The sequence below is a fragment of the Thalassospira sp. MCCC 1A01148 genome (genome assembly GCF_001613795.1).
Taxonomy (GTDB): domain Bacteria; phylum Pseudomonadota; class Alphaproteobacteria; order Rhodospirillales; family Thalassospiraceae; genus Thalassospira.
On sequence record NZ_LPVZ01000001.1, the window covers coordinates 64857 to 85208 of the forward strand.

18 protein-coding genes and 1 pseudogene are annotated in these 20352 nt (G+C 56.0%); 11 read left to right on the plus strand and 8 right to left on the minus strand.

The genetic code is table 11. The features are described 5' to 3' along the window. Positions 1-67: 67 nt before the first annotated feature. The 8 genes from AUQ43_RS00290 (at position 68) to AUQ43_RS00325 (ending at position 7946) form a co-directional block, all read left to right on the plus strand. On the plus strand, positions 68-1717 hold the full coding sequence (locus AUQ43_RS00290; RefSeq protein ID WP_232310537.1) for a stimulus-sensing domain-containing protein: 1650 nt from the start codon (positions 68-70) through the stop codon (positions 1715-1717). Positions 1718-1826: 109 nt separating this feature from the next. Continuing rightward, positions 1827-2267: an HPr kinase/phosphorylase gene (locus tag AUQ43_RS00295; protein WP_062953638.1), complete on the plus strand. Its 441-nt coding sequence runs from the start codon at positions 1827-1829 to the stop codon at positions 2265-2267. Further along, positions 2257-3216, plus strand: coding sequence for an RNase adapter RapZ (rapZ, locus tag AUQ43_RS00300; RefSeq protein WP_232310538.1), 960 nt, complete (start codon positions 2257-2259; stop codon positions 3214-3216). The genes AUQ43_RS00295 and rapZ overlap by 11 nt, the downstream gene beginning before the upstream one ends. A gap of 18 nt (positions 3217-3234) precedes the next feature. Continuing rightward, entirely contained in the window at positions 3235-3639 is a 405-nt protein-coding gene (locus AUQ43_RS00305) for a PTS sugar transporter subunit IIA (RefSeq protein ID WP_062953639.1), read from the plus strand. Between the two features lie 64 nt (positions 3640-3703). Further along, the gene (locus tag AUQ43_RS00310) at positions 3704-3979 is read left to right on the plus strand and encodes an HPr family phosphocarrier protein (protein ID WP_062953640.1); all 276 of its coding nucleotides are present in this window, start codon (positions 3704-3706) and stop codon (positions 3977-3979) included. Between the two features lie 76 nt (positions 3980-4055). After that, positions 4056-5852 carry a phosphoenolpyruvate--protein phosphotransferase gene (gene ptsP, locus AUQ43_RS00315; RefSeq protein ID WP_062953641.1) on the plus strand — a complete coding sequence of 599 codons (1797 nt, stop codon included), beginning with the start codon at positions 4056-4058 and terminating at the stop codon, positions 5850-5852. A gap of 303 nt (positions 5853-6155) precedes the next feature. Continuing rightward, positions 6156-7451 carry an adenosylhomocysteinase gene (ahcY, locus tag AUQ43_RS00320; protein WP_062953715.1) on the plus strand — a complete coding sequence of 432 codons (1296 nt, stop codon included), beginning with the start codon at positions 6156-6158 and terminating at the stop codon, positions 7449-7451. 114 nt (positions 7452-7565) lie between these two features. Beyond that, on the plus strand, positions 7566-7946 hold the full coding sequence (locus tag AUQ43_RS00325) for a 5-carboxymethyl-2-hydroxymuconate Delta-isomerase (protein ID WP_062953642.1): 381 nt from the start codon (positions 7566-7568) through the stop codon (positions 7944-7946). Between the two features lie 22 nt (positions 7947-7968). Here AUQ43_RS00325 and AUQ43_RS00330 read toward each other — a convergent pair. Both AUQ43_RS00330 and AUQ43_RS00335 read right to left on the minus strand, forming a co-directional pair. After that, positions 7969-8910 (minus strand): annotated as a pseudogene (locus AUQ43_RS00330) (DUF294 nucleotidyltransferase-like domain-containing protein); the annotation flags it as partial. A gap of 160 nt (positions 8911-9070) precedes the next feature. Continuing rightward, a complete protein-coding gene (locus AUQ43_RS00335; protein ID WP_232310539.1) occupies positions 9071-10327 on the minus strand; it encodes an HD domain-containing protein in 1257 nt (418 codons plus the stop codon). Positions 10328-10600: 273 nt separating this feature from the next. Between AUQ43_RS00335 and AUQ43_RS00345 the strand changes: the two genes are divergently transcribed. Beyond that, positions 10601-13150, plus strand: a complete 2550-nt coding sequence (locus AUQ43_RS00345; RefSeq protein WP_062953645.1) for a PAS domain-containing sensor histidine kinase — start codon at positions 10601-10603, stop codon at positions 13148-13150. A gap of 77 nt (positions 13151-13227) precedes the next feature. On the opposite strand, the gene AUQ43_RS00350 is transcribed toward AUQ43_RS00345, so the two are convergent. After that, a complete protein-coding gene (locus AUQ43_RS00350; protein ID WP_062953646.1) occupies positions 13228-14184 on the minus strand; it encodes a D-glycerate dehydrogenase in 957 nt (318 codons plus the stop codon). A gap of 40 nt (positions 14185-14224) precedes the next feature. Beyond that, entirely contained in the window at positions 14225-14800 is a 576-nt protein-coding gene (locus AUQ43_RS00355) for a hypothetical protein (RefSeq protein WP_062953647.1), read from the minus strand. Between the two features lie 179 nt (positions 14801-14979). On the opposite strand from AUQ43_RS00355, the gene AUQ43_RS00360 reads away from it, so the two are divergent. Further along, positions 14980-15594 carry a hypothetical protein gene (locus tag AUQ43_RS00360; RefSeq protein WP_062953648.1) on the plus strand — a complete coding sequence of 205 codons (615 nt, stop codon included), beginning with the start codon at positions 14980-14982 and terminating at the stop codon, positions 15592-15594. 83 nt (positions 15595-15677) lie between these two features. Here the strand turns inward: AUQ43_RS00360 and AUQ43_RS00365 are convergent, their stop codons facing one another. The 4 genes from AUQ43_RS00365 to AUQ43_RS00380 form a co-directional block, all read right to left on the minus strand. After that, a complete protein-coding gene (locus tag AUQ43_RS00365) occupies positions 15678-17135 on the minus strand; it encodes a DUF4139 domain-containing protein (RefSeq protein ID WP_062953649.1) in 1458 nt (485 codons plus the stop codon). A 197-nt stretch (positions 17136-17332) separates the two neighbouring features. Beyond that, positions 17333-17818 (minus strand): flagellar assembly protein FliW, encoded by a 486-nt coding sequence (gene fliW / locus AUQ43_RS00370; RefSeq protein WP_181838541.1) that lies wholly within the window; start codon positions 17816-17818, stop codon positions 17333-17335. A 117-nt stretch (positions 17819-17935) separates the two neighbouring features. After that, positions 17936-19300, minus strand: a complete 1365-nt coding sequence (locus AUQ43_RS00375) for an adenylate/guanylate cyclase domain-containing protein (RefSeq protein ID WP_062953651.1) — start codon at positions 19298-19300, stop codon at positions 17936-17938. Further along, complete coding sequence (locus AUQ43_RS00380; RefSeq protein ID WP_044830191.1) at positions 19284-20018, minus strand: Crp/Fnr family transcriptional regulator; 735 nt, start codon at positions 20016-20018, stop codon at positions 19284-19286. Before AUQ43_RS00380 ends, AUQ43_RS00375 begins: the two co-directional genes overlap by 17 nt. A 122-nt stretch (positions 20019-20140) precedes the next feature. Between AUQ43_RS00380 and AUQ43_RS20185 the strand changes: the two genes are divergently transcribed. Further along, positions 20141-20341 carry a hypothetical protein gene (locus AUQ43_RS20185; protein ID WP_147250439.1) on the plus strand — a complete coding sequence of 67 codons (201 nt, stop codon included), beginning with the start codon at positions 20141-20143 and terminating at the stop codon, positions 20339-20341. Positions 20342-20352 lie beyond the last annotated feature (11 nt).

Sequence of the window (20352 nt, forward strand, 5' to 3'; positions counted from 1 at the left end):
GCAATTGACGTTGGCGCGCATCCTTTTGCGGGCCCGATCAACGTCGGGCCGGTTATTGCAGGTTTGAATGAGCGATCTTGGGACTGGTGATCACGACCAGCACACAGGTCCGTCCGAAACCCGGGCGACACGGATAGAGGAACGCCACGGGCTTTTTTCGCCGTTGACCTGGCGGATTCTGGCCGTCAATGCGCTGGCACTTTTTGTGCTGGTGGCGGGTATCCTGTATCTGGGGCGCTACAAGCAGGAGCTTATTCATTCCGAACTGGAAGCCATGGCTGTTCAGGCGGAAATGTATGCGGCGGCCCTTTCGACATCGGCGGTCAGTTCCAGCGATGATGCGACCAACCGGGTGAAAATCGAGGTCGCGCGCGAAATGGTGCGCCGACTTGTGGGGATTACCGGCGCACGCACACGGCTGTTTGCCACCAATGGCAGCCTTTTGGCCGATAGCCGCAATATCCAGTCACTTGGTGCGGGCACCATTCAGGCCGAAGAACTTCCAGCACCGGGCGAAGAAGACGCCTTTGCCGATATCATGCGAAAACTCACCGATGGGATCCTGACCCTGTTTGAGGGGGAACAACCCCTGCCGCTTTATGTTGATCCGCCCGTGGCAAGTGCAGCGGATTATCCCGAAGTGCGCGCAGCTTTGGCGGGCTATTCGCGCGGGGTGGTGCGTGTGGACAGTCAGGGGCGCCGGGTTTTGTCCGTGTCAGTCCCGGTTGCGCGCTTTAAACAGGTTTTGGCATCGGTCATGCTGACCAAAAGCGGCGAGCCGATTGAAAACGCCCTGCACGCGGTACGCCTTGATATCCTGAAAATCTTTGTATTTGCCTTTGGCATCACCGTGTTGTTGTCGATCTATCTGGCGGGTGTGATTACGCGGCCGCTTAACCGTTTGGCCCGTGCGGCCGAACGCGTCCGGCGCAGCAAGAACCGCCAGTTCACCATTCCCGATCTTTCGGGGCGGCGTGATGAAATCGGCGATCTGTCAACGACACTGCGCGATATGACCGAAACGCTGTGGGATCGCATGGATGCGATTGAGCGTTTTGCCGCCGATGTTGCGCATGAAATCAAGAATCCGCTGACCTCGCTGCGCTCGGCGGTGGAAACCGCCACCCGCCTGAAGGATCCGGAACGCCAGCGCCGCCTGATGGAAATCATCGCCGAGGACGTGCAGCGCCTTGATCGCCTGATCAGTGATATTTCCGACTATTCGCGTATGGATGCCGAACTGTCGCGTGCCGAAAGCGAGGAAGTTGATCTGGGTGTGCTGCTTACGACATTGGGTGAGCTTTATAATGCCGATGTCGATGGTCCGCCGATCAAGGTTTCCGTTCCTGACAATCTGAATGTTCCCGCCCTTGAAAGCCGTTTGACGCAGGTGTTCAGGAACCTGATTTCCAACGCGATCACCTTTACCCCGGATGGCGGGGAAGTGCGCGTGCGCGCCTGGCGTGACAAGAACTGGGCGGTGATCACGATCGAGGATGACGGGCCGGGCATCCCGCCCGGCAAGGAAGAGGCAATCTTTAACAGGTTTTATACCGAGCGTCCGTCGAGCGAGAAATTCGGCCAGCATTCCGGCCTGGGACTTTCGATTTCAAAGCGAATCGTTGCTGCTCATAACGGTGAACTTACCGCACAGAATCGCATGGTTGATGACGTGATCAAAGGGGCGATCTTCACCATTCGCCTGCCGCTTGATTAAGTTTTTTTCTACCCAGAAGCGCGATTTTCCTATGCGCGAGGTTAAGTCAGCCGCCCTTGCTGCGTTTGGGGTTTGACAACCCAACTTCTGCCAAGCATCGTTTTCCATTATGTCCCAGCTTCATGCAAATTGTGTCCGGATCGGTGCCCATGCGGTGCTGTTGCGTGGACCATCCGGATCTGGAAAATCCGGGCTTTCGCTGCGTCTGATCGACGCTGGCGGCTTTCTTGTTTCCGATGATCGAACCGACCTTGTGGCGCGTGACGGGCGTTTGATTGCCAGTGCACCCGAACCGATTGCCGGATTATGCGAAGTGCGCGGCATCGGGGTTGTGCGTGGTCTGCCGCAAAAACCGGAAGGCGACGTGCGTGTTCTGATTGATCTGAGTTGCGCGCCAACGCAGGTCGAACGTATGCCGGAACAGGAACATGAAGAGTTTTGTGGTATTGAGATCCCGCGTTGGACATTATGTGCATCCGATCTGGCTATTGAGGCAAAGATCGGGGTAGCTTTGGCGCTCGCGACAGGTGAAATGACACTTGAAACGTAACCCACAGGAAGCCGTTTTGCAGAACTCTTCGATGAATTCTTCTGACAGTCAAAACAAGGCCCTTGGCGCATTTGATGGCAAAAGCGGCCTGGTTCTTGTGACCGGTGTGTCGGGTGCAGGGCGCACCACCACGCTTAAGATTTTGGAAGATTTCGGCTTTGATGCGGTCGATAACCTGCCGCTTCGGATGCTTTCTGCGCTGGTGCCCAGTGACTGTCGCCCGGAACAGCCGATTGCCATTGGCCTTGATATTCGCAGCAGAGATTTCGGTGTCGATCAGTTTGTCGATATTGTCGGCCGCTTGCGCAAGCAGACGGGCATGGATCCGTTGATGATCTATGTCGATGCAGACACAGCAGTATTGCAGCGCCGCTTTACCGAAACCAGACGCCCGCATCCGCTTAACCATGATCGGCCTTTGGTCGATGCGATTGAGCATGAAAAACGCCTGATGGCGCCGATTGCCGCCACGGCGGATATGCGCATTGATACATCGCGCCTGAAATCAGCCGAGCTTCGCAAGATCCTGCAGGACCAGTTTGATATTGGCGAAACCGAAGGGATGGCGATCTTTGTGCGCAGCTTTTCGTTCCGCCAGGGGGTGCCGGCAGAAGCCGATCTGGTTTTTGACGTTCGCTTTCTGCGCAACCCGCATTATGATCCCGAGCTTCGCCTGATGACCGGGATGAATGCGGCTGTGGGGCGATACATAGAAGAAGACCCGGATTTTGCCGGGTTTGTAAGCCGCCTTAAGGCAATGCTGGAGCCGATTTTGCCGCGTTATGCGCAGGAAGGTAAAAGCTATCTGACCATTGCGGTCGGATGCACAGGTGGTCAACATCGTTCGGTGTATATCGCGCGGTTACTCAATGACTGGATTGCTGATCTGGGGTATGACACACATCTCAGTCATCGGGACAAGCCGGACGAGCCGACCTCGGGGGAGTGATAAAATGGAGAATACTGCATGATCGGGATGGTGCTGGTCACCCACGGCGATCTCGCGAAAGAGTTCGTATCTGCCTTGCAGCATGTTGTTGGCGAACAGGAAAATGTCGAAGCGGTCTGTATCGGGCCGGATGACGACATGGAACAACGCCGTTCGGACATTCTTTCCAGCGTCGAAAAGGTCGATAGCGGCAAGGGCGTTGTCCTTCTGACCGACATGTTTGGCGGGACTCCGTCCAATCTGGCGATTTCCATTATGGAACAGGCAAATGTCGAGGTAATCGCAGGGGTTAATTTACCTTTGCTGATTAAACTCGCTTCTGTTCGCATCGATGGCACCCTGGCCGAAACGGTCAATGCGGCCCAGGATGCGGGGCGTAAATATATAAACGTTGCGTCGCGTCTGCTGAGCGGCGAGGAATAAGTCAGCAACAAAAAGAACAGGGCCGGATGCACCGGGACAGCGCATCTGGCTTGCGGGGACATAGATGGCGCAGAAGGAAAAACGCACTTTAACAATCAGCAACCAGCGCGGATTGCACGCGCGGGCGGCTGCGAAATTTGTTAAACTGGCAGGCGAATTCAAGTCGAGCATCATGGTGCGCAACCGCGGCACGGAAGTATCGGGTGTGTCGATCATGGGATTGATGATGCTGGCCGCATCCATCGGCACCGAGATCGAGGTTGAGGCCACAGGCCCGGACGCCACCCAGGCGATTGATGCGCTCAATGAACTGGTCGATGCCAAGTTCGACGAAGAATAAGAACCCACTGGTCACGATTTGAGGCCACGGGCGTCTGACTTTCGGGAAACAACAAGAACGAGTTGGTAGCGAAGGCTTGCAAGTTCCTCCGACGGAGCAAACCGTTTCAGATGAAAACACCTCGGGCGCTCGACGGGTCATTACCGGATTGGGCGCATCGGGCGGGATTGTTATCGGTCGCGCCTTTGTCCTGGATCGCCAGATCGTTCATGTCAGTCGCAAGCCGATTGCCCCGGATGCCGTTCAGGACGAGTGCAAACGCCTTCATGATGGTGTTGCCGAAAGCATTGATCAGCTCAAACGCCTGAAATCCCAATCATCGGCCAAGGAAAGTGCCGCATCCGAGGAACTTGGCTTTCTGCTGGATGCCTATATCCACATGCTGACGCAATCGCGTCTTGTGCGTGGTGCCGAAGAACTGATCGTTTCCAAAAAACTCAATGCCGTGCATGCGGTCAATGAAGTGATCGATGCCATTGCCGAACAGTTTTCCGGCATGGATGACAGCTATATCGCGGCGCGTGCGACCGACATTCGCGAGGTTGGCTTGCGCCTGATGCGCTGTCTGATGGGGGAAACCGACCGCGTCGTCGACAAGGCGCCAAGCGGCTCCATCCTGATTGCCGAGGATGTCAGTCCGGCCGATATGGCGCGCTTTGAACCGGGCCAGGTGACGGCCTTCGTCACGGCCCTTGGCGGGGCCGAGGGCCACACGGCGATTATGGCCCGTTCGCTTGGTATTCCTGCGGTTCTGGGGGCGACCGATATCATTCGCGGTGTGCGCGGTGGTGACCAGATCATTGTCGATGGCGGGCGCGGCGAAGTGATCATTGCGCCGACCGATGCCGATATCGAACATTATACCCAGCGCCGCGCGGATTGGCTGGCGGCGCGTGAAAAGCTGGCAAGCTTGCGCGATGTGCCGTCCGCCACGCGCGACGGGATTGATATCGATCTGCACGCCAATATCGAATTGCCCATTGAGCTGTCGGCAGCACTGGAAAACGGGGCGGCTGGCATCGGGCTGTTGCGCAGCGAGTTCATGTTCATGAACAAGGACTATCTGCCGGACGAGGACGAGCAATACGAAGAACTGGCCGACATCGTCAAACGCATGGGTGGCAAACCCGTCACCATCCGCACCCTTGATATCGGCGGTGAAAAACTGGCCGTCGCCCTTCAGAGCGAAATCGGGTCCGGCCCGAATCCGGCGCTTGGTTTGCGTGGCATCCGCTTGTCCTTGCGCAAAACCGAACTGCTTGAAGCCCAGTTTGCCGCCATCCTGCGTGCATCCCTGCATGGTCCGGTCCGGGTTCTGATCCCGATGGTGGTGAGCGTGCATGAAATGACCCGTGCCCGTCAGGTTTACGAGGCCGTGGCCAAGCGCCTGCGCAAGGATGGCCACCCGATCCCCGAAACCCTGCCGCCACTGGGCGCGATGATCGAAATTCCGGCAGCAGCCATTGCGGTGGATACGCTGGCGCGTGACAGCGATTTCTTTGCGATTGGCACCAATGACCTGACGCAATATACGCTGGCGATTGACCGGACCGATGATCAGGTGGCGGGGCTGTTTGATCCGCTGCATCCCGCTGTTTTACGCCTGATCCGTGATGTGATCCGGGTGGCGGGCGAACGCGATATTCCGGTCAGTGTCTGCGGCGAGATGGCCGGTGATCCGCGCTATGTGCCGCTGTTTATCGGGTTTGGCTTGCGCAATCTTTCGATGTCGCCGGTCAATCTGTTGCTGGTCAAGCAACGCTTGCGTCGCCTTGATAGCCGCAATTCCGAACATCAGGCCAACCGCGTAATGGAACAGTGGGACTCCGCGCGCATTGCCATGATGCTTGATGATTTTAACGATCTCGCCTGACAAATCCCGCCAGCCATAGCTTGTCGTCATCTGGACACATCCCAACATAGGGGGAGTTCCGGGCTCCTTATGTCGTTGTCGTCCGTGGTCGAAATGCCCCGGATTGCAAGGTGTGACGGGGGATGCATCGGTCTGAATTTGTGCAGGACACAAATTCACACAAAAAAGAACTTGAAAACGATATAAAGATATCTTTATATGTGTCCTATCGCGGTCGCGGATAGGACCGCAACAGAATTTATCGGCGTATCGGCGGGACATGGTCCCATGCGGATGCGCCATTACTGTTTGATTGGAGACAACATGTCGAACTTTACCGATTACAAGGTCGCGGACATCTCGCTGGCCGGTTGGGGCCGCAAGGAAATCGCGATTGCCGAAACCGAAATGCCGGGCCTGATGGCGCTGCGCGAAGAATATGGCAATGCAAAACCGCTGGCTGGCGCACGCATCGTCGGCTGCCTGCACATGACCATTCAGACCGCAGTTCTGATCGAGACCCTGACGGCCCTTGGCGCGGAAGTTCGCTGGTCTTCGTGCAACATCTTCTCGACCCAGGATCAGGCTGCTGCGGCAATGGCTGCTGCTGAGATCCCGGTATTTGCCTGGAAAGGCGAGACCGAGGAAGAATTCTGGTGGTGCATCGAGCAGACCATCGCGGGCCCGGACGGCTGGAAGCCGAACCTGATTCTTGATGATGGCGGCGACGTTACCCAGCTGATCCACGAAAAATATCCGGAACTTCTCGAAGACATCAAAGGTCTGTCGGAAGAAACCACCACCGGTGTGCACCGCCTCTATGAAATGGCGAAAAAAGGCACGCTCAAGGTTCCGGCGATCAACGTCAATGACTCGGTCACCAAGTCGAAATTCGACAACCTGTATGGCTGCCGTGAAAGCCTGGTTGATGGCATCAAGCGCGCAACCGACGTGATGGTTGCCGGCAAGGTCGCCGTTGTTGCCGGTTTCGGTGACGTGGGTAAGGGTTCGGCCGCGTCCATGCGCAGCCAGGGTGCACGTGTTCTTGTGACTGAAATCGATCCGATCTGCGCCCTGCAGGCCGCGATGGAAGGTTACGAAGTCACCACCATGGAAGACGCAGCTCCGGTTGGCGACATCTTTGTCACCACCACCGGTAACATCGACATCATCACGCTTGACCACATGCGTGCGATGAAAGACCGCGCAATCGTTTGCAACATCGGTCACTTCGATTCCGAAATCCAGATTGGTTCGCTCAAGAACTACAAGTGGGACAACGTCAAGCCGCAGGTTGACGAAGTCGAATTCCCGGATGGCAAGCGCCTGATCGTTCTGGCCGAAGGTCGTCTGGTCAACCTTGGTTGCGCAACCGGTCACCCGAGCTTCGTGATGTCGGCATCCTTCACCAACCAGGTGCTGGCCCAGATTGAACTGTGGAAAAACCACGCGAACTACGAAAACAAGGTTTATGTCCTGCCCAAACACCTTGATGAGAAAGTTGCAGCCCTGCATCTGGAACGTCTTGGTGTGAAACTGACCCAGCTTTCGTCCGAGCAGGCCGAATATATCGGCGTGCCGCAGGCGGGTCCGTTCAAGCCGGAACATTACCGCTACTAATTGGCATCTGCCGATTTGTATCAAAGCCGGTCCGCGTCTGCGGGCCGGCTTTTTTGTATGCAGATACACTGCAAATTGTTAGAAAAATTCAAACCAGTCAGATGGATCGCCATCATGCCCCAGCTCGAAATCGAGTATTCTGCCCAACTGCCGATCAAGGATGAATTATCCAAGCTTGCGGTTGATCTGCATTACGTGATTGCCCGCGAAGCCGATGCGGAACTGAGTTCTTTCAAGACCCGTATCACGCCGCTGGAAAATGTCGTGATCGGCGATGGCGACCCGAAAAACGCCATGGTGCATCTCGATATCCGGCTTTTGTCCGGGCGGATCAATACAGTGAAATTTGCCACGGGTGAGGCCGCCCTTGCCGCCCTGATTGACCGGCTGGAATGGCTGGTTGGCGATTATCAGGTGCAGTTCACCGTCGAGGTTCATGACCTTGATCGGGAAAACTATTTCAAGCACATCACCGAAAGGCCGCGATCGTCCTGAACAGCTGCCTGCAACGCGGTGCCTACATCAACAGGGCTTCGTGGATCGGATGATCCGCGCCATAGCGATCATTCAGCAATTTGATCAGCTCACGCGAGAAGCCCTTGCCAGCATCCAGAAGTGATCGCAGTTCGGCATCATTGCGATCATGTGGTCCGACGCCATCAAGGCGTGCACGGACTTCAGGATCGGAAAGTTCGCGCAGGAAACGGTCATAAAGCTCAAGTGCTGCCAGGCTTTTTTCACCAAATACGGTTTGCAGGCGCGTGATAGGTGGAAGCTGTAAAAGTTCCGACAGCTTTTCACGTTTACCTGCATAATCACGGCCTGCGGTTTCAGCTGCTGCGATAATGCCGCCGAAATAAAGCATCTTGCGTGAAAAAACCAGTTTCAGGCGCCGCGGTGCCCACGCCTTGCTGGCGTCGCCTTCGCGGGTCTTGATTTCAAAATCGACGCTGATGGTGCGGTAATAACGGATCACGTCATTGACCAGAAAACGCGCGATGGAATCGCGCGTCACGGAACTTGTGACGTAATTGGCGATCAGATCGTCAAAGAACTTGCGTTTGCCCGCCTCGTTATAGAGCCACTCACATTCCAGCAAAAACAGCAGCCGCCGCGTGGTGATCGAGTTGGTATCGCCATCAAGCCCGATGCGGTTCACCAGTTCCTCGGCCGTGATATAGGACGAAAACGGACCGTTTACCGCCGGTTTCTTGGTGACCATCTTGCCAAGGATATCGGCAACCTGTTGGTGCGGGGCCTGACTGCGTTCGGCTTCGCGGCCAATGATGAAGTAATCCAGATCGGATTGATCGGATGCCTCGTGGCGCCCATAGGACCCGGTCACCACCACGCAAAATGTATCGCCCGACAGGCTTTTGCCCAATGCATCGCGCATCTCGGCCAGACGGGTGGCCGAGTAGTGCTGATTGGTTGCGATGGTTTGCGGTAACAAGATCGGAGTTGTTCCTTGTTGCGACTCGTTGAAAACGGCCTGACCTGATCATTCCCTAACCTTTAAAGATTAAAAGGGCGTTTATCAGGATCTGTTTGAGTATCGCTGTAATCCGGGATTTTGTACCATCCGGACCAAAGTTGCACCGATCACCGGTGCTGTCGCGTTAGTCGAACAGGCTTGCCGCTGCTGCCTGCTGGGCCGGGTCGGTCAGGCTGCCGACGCGCCGCAGGAAGGAATGCTTTTCCTCGTAATAGCGTTTTGACAGATCGGCAAAGCAGCGGACTTCGACATCCTTGTTGATGTGAAATTCGCGCCGGGGCACCTTGGCCTCGTGCAGATCAAGGGTGCTGGCAGATGCGCTCATCTGATGGTCGACCGCGTCGGCAACGCCATCAAGCTCAATCCGGTTTTTAAGACTATGCAGGAATTTCTTGAAGGCCGGGTGGCTGTTCAGGAACGCCTTTTCGGTCAGCAGGAAATCATCGGCGGCAAAGTCCGGTGCGTTTTTGACAACAAATTCGCGGCACAGATGGTCGGTGGCAAAGCACATCGGACCAAAGATGAAATTGCGATAGATGTCCTCTTTCAGCTGCCAGAACTTGTCCAGGCGTTTCAGCGATTCTGCGTCCAGCTTGACGGCAGCTTCAAGCAACAGGCGCGGGTGGCAATGCACATGGTTGGGATGGACATAGGTCTTGGTGCGACTGATGCCCTCCAGCGTGTCGATATTGACCGGACCGGCAAACAGGGCGGCATGCGGGTGATCGGACTTTTTCGACAGAAGGGCGATCACTTCATCCGGGTCGACACCATGTTTGACCAGCAGATGATTGACCGACAGGTCCAGATCGACCTCGCCGGTGATGATCTGATTGGTCAGTTGATGGTGGTTGCGGTTAAAGCGCCTTGCAAATTCCGGTTCCAGCGTATGGGAAAACGGACCATGGCCGATATCATGCAAAAGGGCGGCTGCCCCCAAAAGATCGCAATCGGCATCCGATAACCCCATCAAACGGCAATAGCGTTGCGACAGCAATGCGACGCCAATCGTGTGGTCATAACGGGAATGACGGATATTGGCCGGGCGTCCGTTGGGGTGGAACAGATAATCAATGGCACCGAGAAACGAGATTTCGCGCAACCGTTCAAAGGCGGGGGATGCTATCAGTTTCTTGTGCAAGGGCCGGTCAAAGGCCGAGGCGATCTGGGCGCGTTTGAAATGATAGTTATATTGCGGCACATCGCGAAACAGCAGTTCCCATTCGGCGATATCAGCGGCATTGAAATTGGTATCAAACAGATCGCCGATTTCCGGGGCCGGTTTTGCCGCCGCCTTGAGCACGGCAGAGTCCTTTTGTGGCGCGGCCTGCTTGGGCTCTGCGCGCTGGGCAAAAAGATCTAACTGCGGTTTTGGGCTCATTTTAGGAATGGTTGATGTGCTCGGTTGAGAATGTGTGTCCCGCAGACATAAACGGAATCACTGGCCATGTGAATGAGTTTTGAGCCGAAGATTTCGCCATGAAACACGCCATCCGACAAGCCTGTTGCCGTGATGATGTGAAACGGTGGTAAAAGCACGACGTTTTCACCATAATAATAGCTCATAAACACAAACGGTTAACAACACGTGACACGGCGAGCATCCGAACAGGCATCCACACAGCTTCGCGCAGGCAAAAAGATAGTGGCGATCATGCGCAGACTGTCTGATTTGTCGCGTCCGGCCTTTTGGCGCAGCACGGGTGCGATGGTGGCGACGTTTGGTCTGTCGGTAACCGTCCACGCCCAGGAAAAATTCCGCCTCAATACCGCAACAAATGCCGGAGAGGGTACTGCGCCCGCTTTGGCCCAGGCGGATGGCATTGGTGCAACGATTTTCGGAAGCCTTGCAGGCCTAAGTGATCGCGACTGGCTTGTGGTTGGACTGGCGGCTGTCGGTGGCGCGGCGATTGCCGGATGGGTTGGTTGGCGGTTGTCGTTGCGCATGCGTCGCCATCTTGAAGAAGTCGAAGATCACGAACATGAACTGGCCGGTGAGACCGAGCTTTTCACCCAGCTTTTGTTTGCTGGTCCTGACCCGGTTTATTACTGGAGTCACCATGGCTTTGCCGAAGGTGCCAGTCCGTCGCTTAAACGGGCCTTTCAACTGGGGCATGACGGGCGTTTCCCCGATCTGCTCGACCTTCTGCGTGACGACGATGCCGATGCGCTAAAAGAACGGGTGCGTAACCTTAAATCAGGTCATGACAGGTTTGAGCTTTGGGTCACGACCATTGATGAACGCAAATTCCATGTGACCGGCATGGCCGCGCGCAAGGACCGGTCATCGGATGTGCTGGCGCATGGTTTGTGGTTCCGTGATGAAACGCGTCATTCGCGTGAACGCGAAAACCAGTTTGGCGATTTCCAATTGCTGAAGCACGAAGTATCGGGCCTGCGCCAGTTGCTTGACAGTCTGCCCTTTCCGGTCTGGCGTCGTGATGGTGAGCTTCGCCTGATTGATTGCAACATCGCCTATGCCGATGCGGTCGAACAGCAAACCATCGAAGATGCCCTGGCGACACAAGCTGAAATCGGCGCGGGTGTGATCCCCGATCACGGGCGGTCATTGGCGGCATCGGTTCAGCGCAATAATGAAAGCCTGACACGTGATTTCCATGTCGTCATTCGCGGTGATCGCAAATTGTTGCGGATTACCGAAATGCCGGCTGGCGGTGGGGATGAACCCGATGGTCTGATCGGGTTTGCGATTGATTGCACCCCGGTCGAAGAACTGCAGTCCGATCTGTCACGCCATATTCGCGCCCATGCCGAGGTACTTGAAAACCTTGGAACGGCGATTGCGGTTTATGGCGGGGACAAGGGGCTTATCTTCTTTAACACCGCGTTTACCAAGCTTTGGGATCTTGATGACGAATGGCTCTGGACCGAGCCGACCCATGATGATGTTTTGCGACGTTTGCGCGATGAACGCAAGCTACCCGAAGTCACCGATTTCACCCAGTTCCGCAATACCGAAAACCAGCGTTTCACCGATCTTCTCAAACCCGAAGAAGACCTGATGCATCTGCCCAATGGCATGACGTTGCGTCGCTTTATCTCGCCCCATCCGTTTGGCGGGCTGATGTTTGTCTATGAGGATGTCACCGACAAGCTGGTTCTGGAAAGTTCCTATAACACCCTGATTGCGGTTCAGCGTGAAACGCTTGAAAGCTTGCATGAAGCAGTTGGCGTGATCAGTGGCGATGGCCGGTTGCGGCTGTATAACCATGGCTTTGCCGATCTTTGGGGGCTTGAAAGCACATTCCTGGATGCCTCCCCGCATTTGGGCGACGTGGTCGAGAAATCCAAGGACTACTGGCGCGAACGTGATGACTGGGAAAAGTTTAAGAACCGCATGGTCGCACGCATCACCAACCATGAGCCGATGAATGGCCGCCTGGAACGTGCAGACAATTCGATCGTTGATTTTGCCATCGTGCCGCTGCCCGACGGGGCGGTGATGATGTCCTATATCGATGTGACCGATACCATCCGGGTTGAACGCGCGCTGCGTGAACGCAACGAGGCACTGCGCACCGCCGACCAGATGAAGTCGGACTTCATTTCGACCGTATCGCGTGAACTGACCAAGCCGCTTGATCACATCAATGGCGAATCTGATCGTTTGATCCCGCATCTGACCGGCAATGTGGCGCGGTCGGTTGAAACCATCCGTACCGAAGCCCAAAGCATGCTGGCGCTGGTTGATGACATGCGCGATCTGGCAACCCTTGGATCGGGGCAGGTCGCACTTGAGCTTGATACGGTTGATCCACGGCGTTTGCTGCGCTCGCTCGAAGCACTGACAAGGGCCCGACTGGCGGAGCTTAACGTATCGCTGCGTCTTTATTGTTCACGGCAGATCGGCTGGATGGTGGCCGATGAACGTCGACTGAAACAGGCACTGTTCATTCTGGTGACCAACGTGCTGCGCACCGCCCCCGAAGGCAGCGAAGTTTCCGTGATTGCGCGCCGCCGGGGCGAGGATATCGAGATTTCGATCTCGCTGTCGGACGAAGCGCCGCAACCGATGCTGTTTGAAGGCCTGCGCGATGGCGAATCCCCATCGGCCCGCCGTGCACTTGGCATGGCGATGGTGCGCGCCGTGGTCGAAATCCATGGCGGGCGCGTCAAGATCAGCCGCGATGGCCGCGAAATCGCCTGCATCCTGCCCGCGGGCGAGGAAAGCGATCTGGGTTAAGGCGAACGAAAATCACCCGGATACGAAAAAGGCGCCGTTTGGCGCCTTTTGTTTTGCAGGTCAGGCAGTGCTGCGGTTCAGACCGTAAACGGCACGTCCTTGCCGGCCACAAAGGCATCGATGTTATCAAGCGCACGGAAGCCCATGGCGTTGCGGGTCTCAACCGTGGCCGATCCCAGATGCGGCAACAGGAAGGTGTTGGCAAGGTCGCGATAGGCCGGTTCGATGTTCGGCTCACCCGCGAACACATCCAGCCCGGCTGCCGTCAGTTTACCCGATTTGAGCGCGGCAATCAGGTCCTGATCGTTGACGACATCGCCGCGTGCGGTGTTCACGATGATCGCGCCATCGGGCAGCTTGGCAATGAAATCTGAATTGACCATGCCGCGCGTTTCGGGCGTGGACGGGCAGTGCAGCGACAGGAAATCACAATAGGGCAAAAGGCCGTCGATGCTGTCGTGATAGGTCGCACCCATTTCCTGATCGGCGGGCAATTGGCGGCGGTTGTAATAATGGATATCCATATCAAAACCGCGCGCGCGTTTGGCAACCGCCTGGCCAATGCGCCCCATGCCAACGATGCCCAGTTTCTTGCCCGTCACTTGCGTTCCCATCAGATGGGTCGGACGCCAGCTTGACCAGGTGGCGTTGCGGACTTCTGCCTCCCCCTCGCTGGCACGGCGGGCAGCCCCAAGGATCAGAAGCCAGGCAATATCGGCGGTGGCATCGGTCAGCACACCCGGCGTATTGCCGATGATCACGCCCTTTTTCCTCGCGGCTGCCAGATCAATATGATCGGTCCCGACCGAGAAGGTGGCGATGATTCTCACGCTGTCGGAAAGATGATCAAAAAACTCGGCATCAATCGGATCGCCCACCGAAACAAGGGCGGCATCCGCGCCATGACACAGGGCCAGGATTTCGGCACGGGTCAGGGGATCGTCGTCTTCCTGGGTGCGGATGTCGTAACTTTCAGCAGCGCGCTTTGCAACGGCATCAGGCAGTCGGCGGGTGACGGCAAGAACGGGTTTCATCGTGTGTTTCTCCCTGAAGCGGTTTTGTTTTTAAGATGTCCTAGAATAGCTGCCCGACGGCCAGACGGATACCGATGGATGTGATCACCAGCGACAGCAGGAAATCGGCAAGAACAATGGTGCTGGCGGTCGGGATCGGGACCGACAGGGTCAGCTTGGCGATATAGACGCCATAAACCAGTGTTGCGATCACCGCGATAAAGACAAAACCACCGGCCCCCAGCGATGGGAAAAGAACGCCCAGCATCAAGGCCGCCAGATAAAGCCCCATCTGCAGCACGCTTGCCCAGTTATAAACCGTGATAAACGCGATATAGCGTTCCGCACGCCCCAGCATTGGAATGACGTGGAACATGATCAACGGGAAGGCGACCCATTTTATGACATAGGCGATGCTTTCAACCAGCATATAGCGGATGGCCGGGAAATCTTCCGGGGCATCGAAAATATCGTTCCAGCGCAACAGGACAAAGGCCGGAAACACAATGGCGGCCGCCAGAAATGAGCGCCAGAAGCCTTCGATTGAAAAATTAAAAAATCCAAGACCTTGTTCGTCGCCACGGGCAAGACGCCATGTGCCGTAAAGGGCGCGCAGGGTTTCGCTGGATGTACTCATCTGGGGCAATTTTCCGGATTTTGGGGCAACTCTGATCCCGATTGTCTAGCAGTCTGCCAAACGAAGGGAAACAGCTTATCGCTGATTGACCATCCTTCACAAGGTGGGGTTGCCAAACGTCTTTTCTCTGCACGGCCCGGCGGGCCTTTGACATGTGAAAACGAGGTGGCGGGATCAGGATGACGGACAATACGGACGAAGAATATGCGTTGCGCTTGTCCTATCTTGAACAGACCGATCCCAACTCGCTTGCGGTCGCGCGACTTTATCTTGAAATGGCCAGCAACCATCCCCCCGAAGAACGAGAAGCGGCATTGAAGCTGTTTGATGCTGCGGATGAAATTTTCTCTTTTCATTTGCCGACGGCGCGCGATGCTGCGGTGGCGGGGCTTGCGCTTAGTCTTAACAACCGCGCAGCGCTTGAGATCGAGGCGGGCGAATGGGACTGGGCGGTTGATGCTGCCTGTCAGGCGAACGAATTGCGGCAGGACCGGTTGCGCAATTGTGTCGGGCGCAGAGACGACAGCGAACGCCTTGATCTTGGTTATTCGCTGGCGGCTCTTGTTCTGGCCCTGCAAGGGGCGGGCAAGCTTGATCTGGCGCGCGATGCGGCCAGCGATGCGGTTGAAGTGCTTGGCACCTTTGCGGGGATGCGCAATCAGGATGCCTTTATCCTGCTGACCAAGCTGATCTGTATATATGCCGATCTGTGCAGCCGGACCGACCAGTTACCCAATGCGGGCGTATTGTTGCCGTTGGCAAAGGCATTTTATGGTGCGCGCGGCAAGCCCTAACAGCACCGCGCAAAGCAAAACGACCACAAGGACAAGGTTCTTATCCATGTGGTCGTTCTGTTGAAGGGGCCTGTTTGGTGGGATCAGCGGGTGCTGGCCACCGACCATGTCAGGGTGACGTCACTGTTTGCCGGAACATCGATTTCCCAACTGACCTGTCCGGGTTGCGGACGGTCGTGCTTGTGGCTTTCGGCAGTGACTTTCCAGTCAACCGGCAGATGTTCGCGGATGGTGATGGTTTCTGCACGATCACCGGTGTTGCTGATGGTCCATTCGAGATCGGCTTTGACCTCGTCTGGCAGGTTCGGACGCGCCTTGCGGTCAAGGGATGTGACATTGCGCGTGCCTGTCAGGTCGCTTGCCTTGCCCAGACGCAGGGTCGCATCGCGCCCAACCGGGGTGAGTGAAATCATGTCCTCGGACAGATAGCCGGTATCACCTGCCGGGGTTTTGGCATAGATGCGCACGATGCCATCGGGCCATGGACTTTTGGCATCTGTGCCGCCCGCATTGGTAATCTCGATTTCAAGATCCGGGCGTACGAACGTCTCAGAGCCGTTCTGACCCATATTATAGGCGTTGCTGGATGCGGTAAAAATCGCGTGGCGTTTGACCGGCAAGACCTGTGGGTCAAGCAGTGGTAAAATCACCGTATCGCCATCCTGCATCGAAAGACCGTCAAACGGACCATAAACATGCAGGTTTTCGAAACTTGCGCGGTCCGGTTCTTCATTGGACGGTGCGCCACCATCAGCCATGGCCGACATCATCATTTCGGTACGCGCAGCCTTGACCATCGGGGGCTGATGAACGCGGTTCGGGTCACCCGCAACCAGACGCAGGCTGGCGTTGTTATACTCGCTACCCGATGCGTTCATCACCTGGGCAATCGCGGTGAGTTTGAGCGTGTTTTCCCCGCGGTCATAATACGCGGTATAGGATGTATTCCAGCCAATGCCGCCCAGAAGGTATGCCATGGAAACATGATCCAGCGGGGCACTGGTGGCGATGTCCGCATCAAGGGTGGGTGTGGTGGTGAAGTCATCAGGCAACTCGGAAATAATCACCTGATCAAGCGCGACCCGTTCAATCCCGGCATCGGTTTGCACCAGGGCCACATGGGTCACCGCGACCAGCGTACCGTCGATCAGGTCATCTTCACGACGAATGGTGACGGTCTTGCCGATCTGATCACGTAGCAGGTCATCAAGGATGTTGGAACCGTTCGTGCGGTTACGCAGGGACATCCAGACAAGATCGGCGTCCCTTGCGCTGCCAAGCAGGAAGGAATCATTCATGATGGTGCGTGGCAGGCCATCAATGCGAAGGGTGCTTTGGCCTTCGGGGATGGATACGTCGCGTTGTTCGGCAATCAGCGAAAGATTGCCCGGATAAACGGTGAGCTGCAGGTTGGTACGGTCATCTGCAGACAGATCAACCGAGGGGCCCTGTGCGCGGGCAGCTTCGATATCCGGCCCGAAAAACACCGCCGAGCCCAACAAAGCGGCCAGTGCGAAACGATTGCGCAATGCTGCGGACATTCCCGATCCCTTTTTATGGTGGCATGCAAAGTTCTGCTTCAATCCTGCTACTTTTGCTTGAAAAAGTGGCAGGATCAAGGACATGTGGCGACGATTTGAAGAATCGGGCAAGGGCAGGCAGCACGAATGGCATGCGGCTAGATGTGCGGCTATTGGCACGTGCAATGGGGCTGAATGTCACAAAGAAAGACGACGGATCAGCCAAGCTCGTGATGGAAGGAATAGCCGCCAGCTTCGGGCAGGTGATGCTGATAGGCGGCTTGGCGACCGGTATCAATAATGATCGGGGCGCGAAGATTGACCGACATGCTAACCGGCCCGTCATCGGGTTTGTGCAGGGTAACGATCAGCAACACTGCGCCATCGTTCTTCTTGATGCCATGAATGGCAAAGGCCTGTTCAAGATGTTCTGGCCGGATGGTGTCGCTTTCAAGGTTATAGGGCGCAACAATAAAGGCCAGTTCCGGTTCGGTCAGGCATTGCATCAAAAGGAAGGCATTGCCGCTTTCTCCGGGGAAGCTGGCAAGGGCGAAAACGTTGTGATCAGGAAACCCCTTAAGCCCGGCCGGGAAGTAAATCGCCTTGTCCCAGACAAATTCCCGTTCGCCAAAAAGGGTGGTCAGTTTGACGGCGGACGGCACGGCATCCGTGGTCGTGGTGTTCGGGCCTGTCGTGGTCGCCATCGCGTCCTCCTGCTGATCCGTTTTCATGCTGCGCCAGAAGTTATCAAAGCATTTTGGATTGGTATGCCCGATATTCAAGGGTTTGGCAGACCAGGCAGCATTCTATCGCCCGTTTATTTAGCAGTTGTTAAAGAACACTCTGACAGGTTCGCTAAATCCTTTGACCTGAATTGTTTGCGTCTGCCCATAGCGCGCTAGCAGGGTTGGGGCCGCGACAGGCACTTCGCTGTGCAGGCGGTTGGCGAATTGTTCGCTCAGGACCGCATCGCTGCCAAGTTCGCGGGTGGCTTTTTCAAGCCGGGCAGCCAGATTAACCGTCGCCCCGATCACGGCAGGTGTCACAGCTTCGCGCTGGCCGATATCGCCAACAACCGCCGGACCGAAATTAAGACCCACGCCGATTTCAAGCGGCGCGCCACCGTTGGCCGGGTCTTCTGCCTGCCATTCGGCGACCTGGGCGATGATGGCCTGTGCGGCACAATAGGCGTTGGCAGCAGGGTGTTCGAGATCATCAAAGGCAGCGAAACTCGCCATCACGGCATCACCGATATATTTCTCGACAATCCCGCCATAGGCCCCGATTTGCGATGTGGCGATATAATGGAACTGGTTGAGAAAGCGCATGACTTCCTGTGGATCGCGCTTTTCGGCAAAGCGTGAAAAGCCAATAACATCGGCAAACAGAATGACGCATTCGCGCCGCTCACCCACGCGCACCGGTTCGTCACGATCAGCCAGCTGATCGGCAAGGACTGTCGGGAAATAGCGGGCCAGATTGCCATGCGCGCGTTCGGATGCAGCCGACTGGTTGATCAGAACCCGTAACCGCGAAACCATCACCGCACAGGCCAGCGTAAAGACGATGACAATGATCACCTGTTCGGCCAAGGCGGAAATATCGACAAATTCGGGCAGGTTATAGGTATCGATAATTTCCTGCTGCGTGGGGTTCCATTCATCGCCGAAATGCTGGGAGACGATGACGCCGGGCCGGGTCATCAACCACCAGATCGCCCCGCACCAAGATACAAACAGCCAGAAGCCAAACCACAGGATCAGGCGCGGCGAAAAGGTCATGATGATGATCGCCATCATGATCATGGAAAAGACCACGCCACGGTCGCGAACGACAAAGCCATACAGCCAGGCCGGTTGTTCCAGCAATGGATTGAGCGGATCGGGCACGACCGAGACATAGACGATCAGGACCGCATCAATCACCGCCAGCAGATAAATCATCCAGTATGACTTGTCGCCGCGAAAGGCGACGAAGAGCTGGACGAATACGCCGGGAACGAACCAGGCGAGAACCTCAAGCAGGGTGTAAAGCTTGCCGGTCGGGGAATCGGGTTTGCTAAACAGCAGCAGGATAAATGCCAGCAGGCAGATGCGCAGGAAGGCGACAAGGATCAGCCCGCGCTTTTCTTCGCGGGCAACAAGACGTTCAAAGATCGAATCCGAAGGTTCAGTTTTTGACGGCATCAGCAAGAAGTTGTTTCAGCCCTTCGCTGTCCTTGATGACCAGACGACCATCACGGCGCGTGATCATCCCCTGTTTTTCAAGTTCACGCAGTTTCTTGTTCACCGCTTCACGCGTGACACCCAGCATCAGGCCAAGTTCCTGTTGTGACAAGGGCAGGGCAATTCGGATGCCTTCGGGGTCCGGGCCGCCATGGCGTTCGGCCAGCCACAGGATACGCTTGATCAGGCGTGCCGTCAGATCCAGGAAGTTGGCATCTTCAAGCAGGTCACTGACCCAGCGCAGGCGACGGCACAGAAGGGCCGTGATGTGACGGCGCAGCGGTGCCTCGCGGTCAAAGATTTCAAAGAAATCATCGCGCGATATAAACAGGGTCCGGGTCGGGCCAACCGCCCGCGCGGTTGCGGTGCGGGGTTCCCCGTCAAGCAATGCGATTTCGCCAAAGACAGCACCGGGTGCAAGAACATTAAGGACGATTTCCTTGCCGGTTTCCGACACAGAGGAAATGCGAACCTTGCCCGCCTCAACCGCGTAAAGGCCGTCTGCCGGTGCACCCTTTTCAAACAGCAACTGCCCATCTTCCAGTCGTCGCACGGTTGCCTGGTTTGAAAGCTGTTCAAGCAGTTCGGGATCAAGATCCTCGAACAGGAAGCTGCCTGCCAGAATGCGCGAAGCGACTTTCGCAAGTTGCGGTGATTTGGGACCGGTTACACTGTTCACGGGGTTCACTTTGAAAAGGGTTTCGTTTCAGAGGGCGAATCGAAATATTTAACTGCCAAAGTAGCACAATTATCCTGTTTTGCTGCAAGCTGTTTTGCAAGCTGTCTCAGGCGGATGTACCTGTGGCCGCAGCGATTGTGCGCGCGGGCTTTAGCGCCGTTTTAGTTCTCTGTGGTTTGAAATTCAGGCTGCTCTCCCCCAAGCGTAAAGATGTTAAATCATCGCTTTTTGTCAGGAATTTGACGGTAAATCCGCTGCTGGCGCACGGACATGAATTGATTGCGATTGGTCTGAAAGCCTTGGTATCTGCGACTTTAGGCTAAAATATAGAACG